This is a genomic window from Allostigmatella hybrida (genome assembly GCF_020103775.1).
GTDB lineage: Bacteria > Myxococcota > Myxococcia > Myxococcales > Myxococcaceae > Hyalangium > Hyalangium aurantiaca.
The window spans coordinates 427,311-442,036 of the sequence record NZ_JAHXBH010000001.1; the positions used below are offsets into that span (position 1 = coordinate 427,311).

Genomic DNA, 14,726 nt, shown 5'->3' on the forward strand with positions numbered 1-14,726 from the left:
GGATTACGCGGCCCGCGGCTGCAGGTACGCCGGGACGTTGCCCAGGGGATAGGGGGTGAACTTGTTGTTGGGCCGGGCCTCGTAGCCCGGCTCGAGGGTGTACGTGTAGCGCTGAAACAGCATCGCCACGATGGCCGTGCTGAACTGGCGCGCCAATGCGCTGCCAATGCATTCGCGAGCCCCCTTGCCAAAGGGCATGAAGCTGTAGGGCGGAATGCTCGCTGGATCCGCGAAGCGCTCCGGCTGGAATTCGTGCGGCCGGGGCCACAGCTCTGGATCCTGATGGAGGACACACGAGGGGACCACGACGTGGGTTCCGGCCTCGATGGGATGGGCGCCAAGCTCATCATGGGCCAGGGCCTGGCGTATCAGCAGGGGAGAAACCGTGAACATTCGCATCCCCTCGTCGACGCACATGCGCACGTATTGCAGGCGCGGCAGGTCCTCCATCTCCGGGGCGCGCTCGCCCAGCACCTGCTGGACTTCCGCCTGGATGCGTTCGGCGGCATGGGGGGACTTGCCAATGAAGTAGAGCGTCCACCCCAAGGTCGGTGTCTCGTAGGCGGCCAGCAACAGCACGACGAGGTTGCCGAGCAGCTCCTGTTCGGTCATGGCGTGCCGGGGCTCGGCGTTCTGGGCGGCCAGCATCTGGCCGAGCAGGTTCATCCGGGCCTGAGCCTCGGCCCCGTGCTCATGCAGGATGCGCGCAAGCAGGGCCTGGAGTTCGTCCAGCAGACGGCGATAGCGGACGTGCGTGGGCGTGGGCAGCCACAACGGCAGCTTGAGGGGGACGAATGCGCGCGCGCCGGCGATGTCGGTGAGTTCGGTGAGCAGTGCGCCCATGCGCTGGACGGCCGGGCCGGGCAGTACGCCGAACCACTTTTCACACAGGATGCGCATGATCAGCGACCGTACCCCCTCGTAGAGCGGGAAGGATTCGCCCGTGCGCGAGCCTTGCGCGTACGAGTCGAGCAGCGCCCGCGTGTGGTGGACGATCAGTGGCTGGTAGTGCGCGAGGTGGCCTGGGTGGAACTCGGCTGCCACGACGCGGCGATGACGTGCCCAGGCCTCGCCATGCGATGCGAGGAGGTTCTCCTTCCCCCACAAGGGCTCGAACTCGGTATACTGGGTGCCCTTGCTGTAGTTCTGGTGATTGTCCTTGAGCACGCGCCGCACGCTGCTGAGCTCAATGGTGGAGACATATTCTCCGCCCCGGATGTGCAGCGCGACGGTCTTCCCGTACGTGGCGTGCATCCACCGGAACGCCTCCTGGGCGTTCCCGGCCATCCGGCGCATGAACTCCAGCTTGCGCCATCCTTCGAGACGAAATGCTGCGCGTGCGGGGCCGGTCATGCGGTCTCCTGGCCTCTGAAGTTACATGCCCGCTCAGGTCCGTTCAATGTCCGGTGCCTCCAGGAGGGGCCACCCCGCTCACCGCTGCTTCATTCCACCGGCCGCCGCCCGATCACCGCCGCGCAGCGACTTGTCGAAGATGGGAAACAGGTAGTTGAGCGCTTGGATCTCCACTTCGGTGAGATCCGGGTGCCAGATATCCCACAGGAGAATGGTCCGCACCTCGCTGCCCTTGTGCCACACCTCATGGATGAAGCTGTCGTCGAAGATGAGGCACTTGCCCGGCGTCCAGCCACGGATGTCATCTCCCACGCGGATGGAGCACCCCTCGGGGATGATCAACCCCAGGTGGCAGGTGAGCACCACGTTCACGCCACCCGTGTGGGGCGTCAGGTGCGCCCCTGGGTTGAGGCGCGTGAACATGCCTTGGCGTACCCCGCGCGGTGATTTCTCCAGCAGCTGAATGGTCTGCGGACAGCGGGCGGCGTTCTTCTCGTGCCGCTTGCCTTTACGGTAGAGCGTATAGGTGTCCCAGCCCTTCCAACCGAGCTCAAGGGTGTAGGGATCCTCGTAGGGGTAGAAGCCTGCCTTGCTCTCCTGGAGGCCTTGGAGTTCGCCGAGGACGGCTTGCCACGAGTGCTCGATGTCCGCCACCCAGGGAAAGTCCGCCGTGTCGTGCCACGCCTTGGCACTCAGGCCGGGGAAGTAGAGCCGGGTGGGCTCTTGGTGTGGGTGGGGATAGACCGGGGTCTTCTCACCACTCATGTACTTGAGACACTCCTCCACCCGCTCCAGCCCCTGGCTGGAGAAGCGGCGCGTCAGCTCTTCGAGGATGTTCTTAGTGTCCATCGTTGTCGTTCCCGGATTTGCCCTTCGAGGGGGGAGAGGCGCGCCGCTCCATCAGTCTCTTCATGGCGGCACGCCGGTTCTCCGCCTGGCTCTGGTGCTGCTCCACCCTGGGGGGCGGCGGGGCTTGCGTGCACCACCGGGCCAGCGCGCTGACCGTGGGGTGTTGCAGCAGGATGACGAGCGGTACCGGCTGCCCCAGCGCCCGCTCCAGCCGTCCCTGGACCTGGACCAACAGCAGCGAGTGGCCTCCCAGGTCGAAGAAGTTGTCGTGCGCGCTCACCCGTTCCAATCCGAGCACCTCCTGCCAGATTTCAGCGATCCTCCGCTCGTAGCCGGCCGAGGGGTCCACCCAGCCCGCCTCCTGGCTGGGGCTTGGCAGGGCCGGCGCGGGAAGGGCGGACCGGTCGATCTTGTGGGTGCTCGTGCGGGGCAGCTTCTCCAGCGGGATGAAGAACGAGGGCACCATGAAGGCAGGCAGTTGACGGGAGAGGTACTCGCGCAGTTCCCCCGTCGCGAGTGCCCGTGTGGCCACGATGTAGGCCACCAAGCGCGGCTCCTCCGTCTTCTCGGCCAGCCGCAATACCACGGCGCACTCCACCACCGCCTCGTGGCGCGCGAGCACGGTCTCCACCTCGCCCAGCTCCACCCGGTTGCCCCGGATCTTCACCAGGTGATCCGCGCGCCCGAAGAACTCCAGCGTTCCATCCGCGCTCAGCCGCGCGAAGTCTCCGGTCCGGTAGACGGGATCGTCTTCTCGCCCCGTGAGCGGATTGCGCAGGAAGACCTTGCGCGTTTCCTCCTCGCGCCGGAAGTAGCCACGCGTGAGGTAGCGGCTGCGGATGTAGACCTCGCCCTTGGCCCCAGGGGGCGCCGGGCGCTGGTTCGCGTCGAGCAGGAGGATCTGTCTGCCGCCGATGGCCTCGCCCACCGGGATGGATCTCGCGTGGGCCGCGACCTCGCGCACGGCGTAATGGGTGGCAAGCACCGTCTCGGTAGGCCCATACAGGTTGATCAACGCGGGCCGCGGCCCCAGCCGCTCCAGCCACGCGCGGGCGAAGGGAACGGGCAGGGGCTCTCCCGACAGGAGCACATACTGGAGTTCCGGGAACGCGGCGCCTGCCGCGGCGGGCTCCAACGACTCCAACAAGCGCGTGGCGAAGCTTGGCACCGTCTGCAAAAGATGGATGCGCTCGCGGCGCAGCCAGTCCTTCATGGCAGTAGGGCTGACGCGGACCTCCATCGGAGCCAGGACCGCCGTCGCGCCGAAGCACAGCGCGCCCAGCAGCTCGCAGTAGCAGGCGTCGTAGGTGATGGGCGACCAGATGGCGATCCGCTTCTGGGCCGCCATGCTGAACTCGGCGGACTGCCATTCCAGGAACTGGCGGAAGCTGCGGTGGGATTGCTCGATTCCCTTGGGGCGGCCCGTGGAGCCCGAGGTGTAGACGAGATAGGCCGCGTCTTCTGGCCGGGCTCTCCCGGGGGGGCCCGCGGCGCCGGCCGGACCGGTCACCTGCGTCACGTCCAGCACCCATGGCACCCGTGCCGCCAATTCTGGGTGGGTCGCGAGCGCCGAGGGCGTCGAGAGGAGGCCGGCCGGCTCCACATCATCGAGGATCTGCCCCAGACGGCCCCCGGGGTGAAGGACATCGAGGTACACCATGGCGCCCCCCGCCTTGAGCACCGCGAGCCCCGCCGCGACCTGCTCGAAGCCGGTCTCCAACAGGAGCGCCACACGGGCCCCCGAGGCCACGCCGCGTTCGATCAGCGCGTGGGCCAAGTGGTTGGCGCGTGCCTCAAGCTGGGCGTAAGTCCACGAGCGCTCTTCGAAGCAGACCGCAAGGGCGTCTGGCGTTTGCCGAGCATGTCTCTCGAAGAGTTCATGCAGGCACAGGTCACCCAAGGTGCTTTCCGGCTCGGAAATGGGTGCAAGCAAGCGGTCCATTTCCTGAGAGGAGAGCAAGGGGAGTTCGGAAAGCCGGGATGCAGGCCGCGCCACCACCGCTTCGAGCAGGACCTGGAGCTGCCCCACCCAGCGGCGAATGGTACGCGCCTCGAAGAGGGCCGTATCGTAATTGAGCCAGCCACTCAGGCCCTCGGGGGTTGGCTCCAGCATCAGGGTCAGATCGAACCGGGCGGTGGTGACGGGCACCTCCAGCCGTTCCACCTGAAGCGCCCCCATGCGCAGTTCGCCCACGGGGGCATTCTGCAGGATGAGCATCACCTGGAAGAGCGGTGAGGTGCTCAGGTCCCGCTCGGGCCGGAGGGCCTCTACGATCCGGGCAAACGGCGTCTCCTGGTGGGCGTAGACGCTCAGCGCGGTCTGACGCACCCGTTGGAGCAGCTCCAGAAAGGTGGGCTCTCCCCCCAGCTCTCCCCGGAAGACCAGGGTGTTGACGAAGTAGCCGAGCAGCCCCTCCAACTCGGGGCGGCCGCGGTTGGCCACGGGGGCGCCGACCCGGATGTCCTCCTGGCCCGTAAGACGGTGGAGGAACGTCTGGAATGCGGCCAGCAGGGTCATGAAGAGCGTGGCCCCCTCGCGCTGGCCCACTGCTTCCAGCGATGCCACCAGCGGGCGTGGCAACTGGATTCGCTCGATGGCTCCCTCAAGGCGCTGCTTCGGCGGACGCCGGTAGTCGGTGGGCAACTCCAGCCGGGGAGCCTCGGGCAGTTCGTGGCGCCAGAAGGCCTGCTCCGCCTCCAGGTGCTTCCCCGAGAACACCTGGCGATGCCAGGCCGCATAGTCGGTGTACTGGAGCGGCAGGGCGGGCAGCGGCGAGGGCCGGCCGGCAGCGAACTCTTCGTACAGCGCCCCCAGCTCACGGGCCAGCACGCCCGCGGACCACCCATCCCAGATGATGTGGTGGATGACCAGCAGCAGGACGTGCTCATGCGCGGCCAGCCGGAAGAGGGTGAAGCGCAGCAGGGGGCCGTGGGCCAGAGAGAAGGGCCTGCGCGCCTGGAGCACAGCGGCCCGTTCGAGTGCCTGCGGACGCTCGTCCGTGGGCACCTGGGAGAAGTCCTCCCTTGCGAGGGGGACCTCCATGTCCGCACGCACCACGGGCCTCACCTGATCCTCATCGCGGGTGAAGAGGGTCCGAAGCACCTCGTGGCGGTGGACGATCTCCTGGAGGGCACGCTGAAGCGCCTTCTCGTCGAGCGGACCCGCGAGGCGGATCATCACGTCATGGTTGTAGAGCGGGCTGTCCGGTTCAAGCTGGTCCAGGAACCACAGCTGCTCTTGGCCTGGGGAGGGCACGGGGCGGGTGTCCGGGGGCAGCCGCCTGGGCGAAGGGGGAGACGACGTCTTCCCGGCCGCCTGGAGCGCTGCGGCCAGCTCTCCCAACACGGGCTTCTCGAAGAGCAGCGAGAGGGGGACATCCACCGCGAGTGCCTCGCGGAGACGCGCCATGGTGCGGGTGGCGAGCAGCGAGTGTCCCCCCAGTTCGAAAAAGGAGCTGGTCCGGTGCACACGCGGCAGGTGCAGCACTTCCGCCCAGATGCGCGCCACCACCTCTTCGGTAGGGGTTGCCAGGGGCTCGGAGGCAGCCTCGTCTGGAACCTGCGGGACGGGAAGCGCGCGCCGGTTCACCTTCCCGTTGTCCGTGAGCGGCAGCTCCTCCAGGCACATCCAGACGCTGGGCACCATGTACTCGGGGAGCCGTTCCCGAATGAAGGCGCGCAGCGCCTCGGGAGAGGGGGGCTCCCCCGTGGGCGCGTAGTAGGCCACCAGCCGTTGTTCCCCTGGAGTGTCCTCGCGCACCAGGACGGCTGCCTGCCGCACGCCAGGGTGCTGGCCCACCACGGACTCCACCTCGCCCAGCTCAATGCGAAAGCCCCGCAGCTTGGCCTGGTGATCCACCCGTCCGAGGAAGTCCACCCGTCCGTCCGGGCGGTATCGCGCGCGATCTCCGGTCCGGTACATCCTTGCGCCGGCCCGGCCCGAGAACGGCTCCGGGACGAAGCGCTCCGCGGTCAGCTCTGGCCTCGTGGAGTACCCCCGTGTCACCCCCGCTCCGCCAATGTACAGCTCGCCCACGGCCCCGATGGGCACTGGTGTCAGTGCTGCGTCGAGGACGTAGAGCTCGGTATTCGCGATGGGCTGGCCGATGGAGATGGGCTCCTCTGCGGCGGCCACCTCGTGTGTGGACGACCAGATGGTCGTTTCGGTGGGACCGTAGGCGTTGAGGATCCGCGCCCGTGTCCACTGGCGCAGCTGCGATACGAGGGCGGGGGGAAGGGCCTCTCCTCCCAGCACGAGCGTGCGCAAGCCCCCGAGCGCATGCGCGGTCTTGGAGTCCTCCAGGAGGAGAGAGGCGAGCGAGGGCGTGCACTGCAAGTGGGTGACGCCGTGGTTCAAGAGGAGTTCGGGCAGAGGCGCATGAGGGACCCCTGGGCGCCGGGCGCGGCCATTCTGTTCGGGGGCCAGCACCACGGTGAAGCCGCGGGTGAGACTCCAGAGCAGCTCCAGCCCCGCGATGTCGAAGGCAATCGTGGTGACCGCCAGCCACACCCCCGGGCCCTCCCTTCGAAGGCACCTGTCCATGGCCGGGAGGAATGCGGCGAGGTTGCGCCGCGTCACCATCACCGCTTTGGGCGTGCCGGTGGAGCCAGAGGTGTAGATAAGATAGGCGAGGCTCTCGGCAGGAATCCCGGCAGCGGAGCGCGTGGACATCCCTCCGTCGAAGCGGTCCGGCGCGTCCAGCAGCAACACGGGAAGGGAAACCTGGGCAAGGAGCGGCTTGAGCGCGTTCTCCGTGAGGAGCACGGTGGCGCGGCTGTCTTCGAGCATGAAGGCGAGCCGCGCGGGCGGGTAGGTGGGATCCAGGGGGAGGTAGGCCGCGCCTGCCTTGAGCGTGGCCAGCATGCCCACCACCATCTCCACGGAGCGGTGGAGGCAGAGGGCGACGATGTGCTCGGGGCCCGCGCCGAGCTGTACGAGCAGGGCCGCGAGGGTGCTCGCGCGCGCATCCAGCTCACGGTAGGTGAGCGCCTCGTGTCCAAAGCGCAGGGCCACCGCACCGGGGGTGGCGCGTGCCTGGGCCTCGAACTCCTGGGCCACGTCGGAGGCGGGAACGGGGGCGGCGGTAGCGTTCCAGTCAATGAGCTGCTGCTGGCGCTCGGCCTCCGAGAGCAGGGGCAGCTCGAGGAGCCGGCGTCTGGGGGCGGCCACCGCCGCCGTGAGCAGGCGCTGGAAGCCCTCTGCCAGCCGGGCCACGAGGGATGCTTCCAGGATGTCCGTGCCGTACTGGAACACGGCCCGCATTCCACCCGGAGCGTCTTCCACCTCCAGGCACAGGCTGAACTGCGAGGTGGTGGCATCCAGCTCCACCCGGCTCACCTCCAATCCTTCGGCGGAGAAGGCCGCGGAGGGCTGGTTATGGAAGATGAACATCGCCTGGAACGGCTGCCGGCCCGCGGTGCGGACACGAGGAAGTGCCTCCACCACCTGTTGGAACGGGAGTTCCTGATTCGCCAGGGCTCCCGCGAGCCGTTCGCGCACCCGCGAGAGGAGTTCACGGAAGGAGGGATTGCCTGAGACGTCCGTGCGCAGGGCGAGCGTGTTGATGAAGGGGCCCAACACCTGCTCCAGGCCAGGGTGCAGGCGCCCCGAGACGGGCGTGCCCACCACCAGCTCTGCCTCGCCGCTGAAGCGGTGCAGCACCGCGAGGAATGCCGTGAGCAGGATGGCGAAGGCCGTGGTGTTCTCCGAGCGGCCGAGCGCCTTCACCTCGGCAGCGAGGGCTGCGGGTACTTCGAAGCGATAGAGCGCTCCCGCGAAGCTCCGTGCCGCGGGCCGCTGTCCCGGCAGCTGCAGCGCGGACCCCCCCCCGCCCAACTGCTCGCGCCAGTAGGACAGTTGCCGCTTCAGCGCCTCGGGGCGAAGGGTGGTCCGTTGCCTGTGGACGGCCTCGACGTAGCCCCGCCCGGACTCGACCGGTGGGAGTTGGCCTGCCGTATACGCCCGGTAGTACGCGCTCAGCTCCTGGAGGAAGAGGCCGAGTGACCAGCCATCGAAGATGGTGTGATGCGCCACCAGGAGCAACCAGTGCTCGTGTGCCCGCGTCTGCCACAGGATGATCCGCGCCAGGGGGCCGCGTGTGAGCTCGAAGGGGGCCTCCGCGTGTTCGCGGGCAAGCCGGAGCAGCTCCTCGTGCGTGGGCGGCGAGGCCAGCTCCACGACGGCCACCTTCAGCCGGGGCGCCGGATCCACCACAAGGGTGGGATGGCCGTCTTCGAAGGCGAAGCACATGCGCAGCGCATCATGCCGCTGGGCAAGTGCCTCCACCGCGCGCTGGAGCGCCGCCACTTCCAGTGGGCCCGTCAGGCGCCAGAAGCTCCAGAGGTTCTGCACGCTGGTGCCAGGGTGGAGCTGCTCGAAGAAGAGCAGCCGCTCCTGGGTCGAGGAGAGCTGTGGGCGAGCCTCCGGAGCGGGCGTTGGCACGGTGGCCTGCGTCCCCGCGAGCTGTCCGCGCTGCATGGCACGCAGGAGCGCGAGCTTCGTCGGAGAGAGCTTGGAGCGAGGGTCTTCGGACATGGGTCTCTGGCTCTGGAGCGTGGGGCTCGAGCGCTTCTATACTGGTTGTGGGGTATTCCAGGGCAGGTCCACCTGTCATAAAACCATATCTGCCTGCCCTCTGTCCGAGCGCGGGGGCTTCAGGGAGAGCAGGGACATGCGGCTGCTGAAGATCGTCACGGGCCCCGATGAGGAGAGTCATTTCGAGGAGGCGGAGGTCTCCTTCGAGCCCATGGGTGCGCTCGCTTGTTCTGCGCTCTGGCCAGCACTGGGCGCTGGCTTCCGTCATTTTCCGCCTGGCTTCGCGAGCGATTTCCACGCCGTGGGGATGAGGGAGTTGACCATCCTGATCGCGGGCGAAGCGGACTATGAGGTGAGTGATGGGGAGGTCCGGCGGCTGGGGCCGGGCAGCGTGCTGCTCATGGAGGATACCTCCGGCAAAGGGCATCGCAGCCGCAATGTAGGGGCGGCGGAGCGCATCACTCTCTTCCTTCCCTTGGAAGAGGGTTCGGTGGGCGCCGTTTCCTCTTCAGAAGCGCTCAAGGGCGTCTAAAGTCGAGGCGGAAAGCCCTTCTGTCAGTCTTTTTTTGCCACGAAGTGGCCAACATCAAGGAAGGCGAAGGTCCATGGGTGTGGCTCGCGAGCCAGTCGCGATTATCGGAATGTCGGGACGCTTTCCCGGAGCGAATACCCTGGAGCAGTTCTGGGAGAACCTCCGCACCGGGACGGAGTCCATCCAGCAGATTCCGCAGAAGATCATCGACTCCCGCAAGGATCCACGCGGCAATCTGCCGCCCCACTTTGTCCCGCGGGGGGCGTTCCTGGCGGACACGGAGTGGTTCGATCCCCAGTTCTTCGGACTCTCGCTGCGGGACGCGAAGGTGATGGATCCGCAGCAGCGGCTCTTCATTGAGTATGCCTGGACGGCGATCGAGGACGCAGGCTACGAGCCGGAGACGTTGGGCGAGCGGGTCGCCGTGTATGGAGGGGGTGGGCCGTCACGGCACATCCTCGATGCGCTGGATGCCTTTGGGCACGACTACGGCACCATGTTCGAGGTGGTGGCCACCGGGGTCGCCAACGCCATGGCGATGCGGGTGTCGCATCTGTTCAACCTGCTGGGTGAGTCCATCTACGTCTACACCGCTTGCTCCACGACGCTGGTGGCCATCGACATGGCATGCCGGGCGGTGCTCGATGGGCGCGCCGATGTGGCGCTCGCGGGGGGCACCGCGCTGTGGCTGCCACAAATGGAGGGCTATGAGCATGTGGAGGGGATGATCCTCTCCAGAGACGGGCACTGCCGCGCCTTCGATGCGCGCGCCAGCGGAACAGTCTGGGGCAATGGGGTGGCGGCCCTGGTCCTCAAGCCGCTGGCCCAGGCGCTGCGCGACCGGGATCCCATCCGTGCGGTGATCTCCGGCTCGGCGGTCAACAACGATGGACGCCAGGGTAAGCTCAGCTTCGCCTCGCCGAGCGCTGACGGTCAGGCCCGGTGCATCCGGACAGCCTACGCCGAAGCGGGTATCCCTCCCCAGAGTGTCTCCTTCGTGGAGGCGCATGGCACCGCCACGGTGGTGGGAGATCCGCTCGAACTCGAGGGCCTGCACTTGGCGTTTGGCAAGGGTGTGGGGCCGAAGACGGTCGCCCTGGGGTCGGTGAAGACGAACATCGGCCACCTGGATCCGGTGGCGGGGATCGCGTCGGTGATGAAGACGGTGCTCGCGCTGGAGAACGAGGCGATTCCGGCCAGCCTGCACTTCGAGCACCCCAATCCGGCCATCGATTTCAACTCGGGCCCCTTCTTCGTGAACACGAGCCTGCATCCCTGGCCGCGGACGGAGGGAGCCCCCCGGCGCGCGGGGGTCAACTCCTTCGGCGTGGGCGGCACCAACGCGCACGTCATCCTCGAGGAGGCGCCGGAGGCCGCTCCGGTGGTGCGCAGCGCGCGGCCCCGGCAGCTCATCACGCTGTCGGCCCGTACCGAGAAGGCGCTCGAGGCCATGACGGCGCAGCTCGCGGCGCATCTGAGGCAGCACCCGGAACTGGACGTGGCGGACGTTGCCTTCACCCGCGCGCTGGGGAGGCGCCAGTTCGACGCGCGCCGCTTCCTGGTGGCCGAGGATGTGCCCTCGCTGCTCCAGGCGCTGGAGTCGCCTCCACCCGCGGTGAAGGTGCGTCCGCGCGCCGAGACCCAGAAGGCCGTTTTCCTCTTTCCAGGCCAGGGCTCCCAGCACCCGCGGATGGCGCAGGAGCTGTACATGGCCGAGCCCGAGTTCCGCCGGGACGTGGACGACTGCTGCGAGGCCCTTCAGGGACTGCTCAAGCGGGATGTCCGGGAGGTCCTCTTCCCCAAGCCGGAGAAGCTGGCCTGGGCCGAGGAGCAGATTCAGCAGACGTCTCTCACCCAGCCCTTGCTCTTCGTCGTGGAGTACGCGCTGGCGCGGCAGTGGATGCGCTGGGGAATTCAACCCGCGGCACTGATTGGCCACAGCGTGGGCGAGTACGTGGCCGCGTGCCTGGCGGGCGTGTTCAATCCGGGAGAGGCGCTGACCTTGCTGGCGGCGCGCGGACGCTGCATCCAGGATGCTCCCACGGGGGCGATGATCGCCATCACCCGTCCCGAGGCGGAGGTGAGCCCGTTGCTCGGAGAAGGCCTCGGCATTGCCGCGGTGAACAGCCCCACGCAGTGCGTCGTCTCGGGCCCTCACGCGGCCATCGAGTCCTTGGAGAAGGTGCTGGCTGGCAAAGGGATTGAATCCTTCCGGCTGCGAACGTCACATGCGTTCCACTCCGCCATGCTGGAGGGAGCCGCGGAGAAGTTCCTGGCCGCCGCCCGGCGCATCAAGTTCCGCGCCCCGAACCTGCCTTTCATCTCGAACCTCACCGGCACCTGGATCACCCCGGAGCAGGCCACGGATCCCCAGTACTGGGCCAGGCACTTGCGGCAACCGGTGCGCTTTTGGGAGGGGCTGCAGACGCTGCGCTCCTCGGGCCACCGCACGTTCCTCGAGGTGGGCCCTGGCCATACCCTGAGCCGGATCCTCCTGGACAATCCCGTGGAGGGCGGAGGACAAGAGCTGGCGCTCGCCTCGCTCAAGCACCCGAAGCAGGTGGACTCGGACTACGGCGTGTTGCTGCGGAGCCTGGGGACGCTGTGGGCGCATCGCGTGTCCGTGAAGTGGGCCGCCTACTACGGCAATGAGAAGCGCCGCCGCGTGCGCCTGCCGCACTATCCCTTCGAGAAGATCTGGTGCGCTCTTTACGAACCGGGCGAGGAGTTCAAGCTGGTGGAAAAGGCGCTGGGCGCACAGCGGCTCGGCGCCTCGCGCTCCGACGCCCCTCCGGCCGCCGAGAGCCCTGCGCCGCCCGCCCTCTGGGAACTGGAGCGTCCCCCCGGGGGGGAAGCCGTGGGTGTTCCCGCAGCCCGGGCCTCTTTGGCCGGTCCTCCCCTTCAAGCGCGTCCCAGTTCGTACCAGCGGGACTTCGTTGCCCCCAGTGGTGAAGTGGAGGTCCGTATCGCCGAGGTCTTCGGCCGGGCGCTTGGCATTCGAGAGGTGGGCGCGGACGATGACTTGATGGAACTCGGGGGGCACTCGTTGATGCTGGTGGCCATCACCAATCACCTGCGCGCCATGTTCGACGTACAGATCAGCACCCGTGCGGTGATGGAGAACCCCACTCCCGCCACGCTGGCGCGTAAGGTGGAGAGCCTTCTCGCCGAGAAGACTGCGGCCGCCAACAAGTGACATACCGTCATGGAGAGACAGGAGCCGACACCATGAGTACCGCCGACGACAAGCTTGCCATCCTCGAGGTGATGACCAGCTACTTCTTCGCCCTGGATGCCCTGGCGGATCCTGCCGCGCTGATGAGCCACTACGCGCCGGATGCGGTGTGGGAGTGTTATAACTACGGTGAGAAGGAGCCCGCGTTGCGCTTCGACTCCCGCGAGCAGATCGAGATGGTGGTCGCCATGGAGGCGGCCAAGCCCAACCCGCAGCTGCTGCGCCACCACCCGAGTGGCACGTTGTTCCGCGAGCTGACGGCCACCACGGCGGTGACGCGCACCAAGGTGCTGGTCACCGCGCAGCATCCGGAGGACCCGGCGCCCCGCGTGCGCAATACCGCCACCTGCGAGGGGCGCTGGAGCAAGCTGGAGCAGGGGTGGAAGCTGTCCCAGTGGACCATCTTCCGGGACCCTGCTGCCTGAACCCTTCCCGCCTTCCGCGGAACAGATCCATGCCCCTTGAGAACCATAAGAAGCTCGTCCGCCGCTACTTCGAGGAAGTGATCGACGGCCGGGCCGATGTGCTGGACGAACTCTTCACCTCCGGCTGTGTCATCCACCGGTTGGAGCTGCCCGAGCCCATTCAAGGCATCGAGCAGATGCGGATGTTCCTGGAGATGTCGCGCTACTCCATCCAGCAGACGCGCACCACCCTGCACCGGCTGGCCGCCGAGGGCGACACGGTGGCCGCATACCTGACTCACCACGTGACATTTGCCGGGATGATCTCCACGCCCTTTGGCGCGAAGGACGTGGCCGGGCAGTCCGTGCAGTGGTCCGCGATGGTCTTCTTCCGGATCGCGGACGGGAAGATCGCCGAGGAGTGGGTGAACCGGGACGAGCTGGGCATCCTCGCCCAGGTGGGGCTGGTCCAACGCCCGTAGGCCTGTCCGGGCGGGACCGCCCCTTCTTTGCAAGGGGTCAGGGGGTGGAGGGCTTGCGCAGGCTCTCGGGAGAGATGGCGTAACCGGTGGGGTTGAGGGCCACCTTCATGCCGTTGGGAAGCACACCCAGCTCGAAGCGGCCCGCCAGGTAGGCGGCGTGGTCCGGCTTGATGGCCATCAACAGGCCTGCCTGCGCATCCCGGAACAGGCGCTCGATTGGAAACGCGCGGCTCAGGGACTTGGCCCCCGCCACGCGGATGGCCTGCTGGGTGACTTTGGCCGCCGTCTCGCCGACCACGTACTTGGCCTCGGCCAGGCACCAGGTCCGCTCGAAGGAACCGACGGGCTCCGTCAGCGCCGCCCGCTTCAACATCAACCAGGCTGGCTCAAGGGAGATCTTCATCTCTCCCACGGTGGTGAAGAGCCGGCCCACGTCCGGGTGTCCATGTCCGGTTGGTGTGGCCAGCAGGCGCTGCATGTTCTCGCGGGCAATCTCGCGGGCGAAGCGGTACGCGGACTCGGCCACTCCCAGGTAGGCGGCGCACAGGCCCACGCCATACTCCAGCTCCAGCAGCAGGGTGAGCGGGGTGGTGATGACGTTCTCCGTGGGGATGAAGGTGTCCTCGAAGTCGATGCTGACGCTCTGGGTCCCCCGCATGCCGAGGGTGTTCCAGTCCCCGTGGAAGCGGACGTTCGCCGCCCGGAGGGAGACCACCACGCCCACCACTGCCTCGCCCAGCATGGCGTTGACGAAGGCGAAGTCCGCGTTGGGCCCCCAGGAGCAGAACACCTTGCGCCCGCGCAGCAGGTAGCCGCCCGGGGCCTGGGTGAGCACGGTCTTGGGCAGGTCCCCCGAGAAGGTGCTGGCGGAGGGCTCCGAGCCGAGCGCGCTGAACTTCGCGCCCTCTTTCACCACCCAGCCAAAGAAGCGCTCCTTCTGCTCGGGGGTGGCCAGCAGGGCGATGAACGTCATCGCCGTGTTGTGCATCGTGTAGCACAGCGCGGTGGCGGGATCCCCCTTGGCGACTTCCAGGGTCGCGGCCGCCAGGGCCAGGCTGCTGGCCCCCTTGCCGCCGTACTCCTTGGGCACGCGCAGTGCCATCAGTCCGTGGTGCGTGAGATCCTTGAAGTTCTCGGTGGGAAACTGGTTCTCCGCATCGAAGCGCTCCGCGCGCGGGCCGAAGTTCTCGTAGGCCAGGCGCCGGGCCACGGCGATGAGCTCTTTCTCCTCGGCAGACACCTCGAGGTTGGAGTGATCGATCACCTCGGGGCCCCGGTTCAACATGCTCATGTGCTCATTTCCTCGCTGCGCGTGCATTGCGTGTTGACGAAGACC

General features: G+C 67.6%; 8 protein-coding genes. 4 read left to right on the forward strand and 4 right to left on the reverse strand.

Features of this window, described 5'->3' with window-relative positions; translation table 11 throughout:
• Positions 1–3 precede the first annotated feature (3 nt).
• The 3 genes from KY661_RS01685 to KY661_RS01695 form a co-directional block, all read right to left on the reverse strand.
• On the reverse strand, positions 4–1,353 hold the full coding sequence (locus tag KY661_RS01685; protein ID WP_225408512.1) for a cytochrome P450: 1,350 nt from the start codon (positions 1,351–1,353) through the stop codon (positions 4–6).
• Positions 1,354–1,431: 78 nt separating this feature from the next.
• Complete coding sequence (locus KY661_RS01690; RefSeq protein ID WP_225408513.1) at positions 1,432–2,202, reverse strand: aspartyl/asparaginyl beta-hydroxylase domain-containing protein; 771 nt, start codon at positions 2,200–2,202, stop codon at positions 1,432–1,434.
• Positions 2,192–8,737, reverse strand: a complete 6,546-nt coding sequence (locus tag KY661_RS01695) for a non-ribosomal peptide synthetase (RefSeq protein ID WP_225408514.1) — start codon at positions 8,735–8,737, stop codon at positions 2,192–2,194. The genes KY661_RS01690 and KY661_RS01695 overlap by 11 nt, the downstream gene beginning before the upstream one ends.
• A gap of 136 nt (positions 8,738–8,873) precedes the next feature.
• Here KY661_RS01695 and KY661_RS01700 point away from each other — a divergent pair, with 136 nt between their 5' ends.
• The 4 genes from KY661_RS01700 to KY661_RS01715 all read left to right on the forward strand — a co-directional run bounded on the left by KY661_RS01700 (position 8,874) and on the right by KY661_RS01715 (position 13,390).
• Positions 8,874–9,269: a cupin domain-containing protein gene (locus KY661_RS01700; RefSeq protein ID WP_225408515.1), complete on the forward strand. Its 396-nt coding sequence runs from the start codon at positions 8,874–8,876 to the stop codon at positions 9,267–9,269.
• A gap of 73 nt (positions 9,270–9,342) precedes the next feature.
• Positions 9,343–12,465, forward strand: coding sequence for a type I polyketide synthase (locus tag KY661_RS01705; RefSeq protein WP_225408516.1), 3,123 nt, complete (start codon positions 9,343–9,345; stop codon positions 12,463–12,465).
• A gap of 32 nt (positions 12,466–12,497) precedes the next feature.
• Positions 12,498–12,929: a nuclear transport factor 2 family protein gene (locus tag KY661_RS01710; RefSeq protein WP_225408517.1), complete on the forward strand. Its 432-nt coding sequence runs from the start codon at positions 12,498–12,500 to the stop codon at positions 12,927–12,929.
• A gap of 29 nt (positions 12,930–12,958) precedes the next feature.
• Positions 12,959–13,390 (forward strand): ester cyclase, encoded by a 432-nt coding sequence (locus tag KY661_RS01715; protein ID WP_225408518.1) that lies wholly within the window; start codon positions 12,959–12,961, stop codon positions 13,388–13,390.
• Between the two features lie 37 nt (positions 13,391–13,427).
• Here the strand turns inward: KY661_RS01715 and KY661_RS01720 are convergent, their stop codons facing one another.
• Complete coding sequence (locus tag KY661_RS01720) at positions 13,428–14,681, reverse strand: acyl-CoA dehydrogenase family protein (RefSeq protein ID WP_225408519.1); 1,254 nt, start codon at positions 14,679–14,681, stop codon at positions 13,428–13,430.
• Positions 14,682–14,726: the final 45 nt, after the last annotated feature.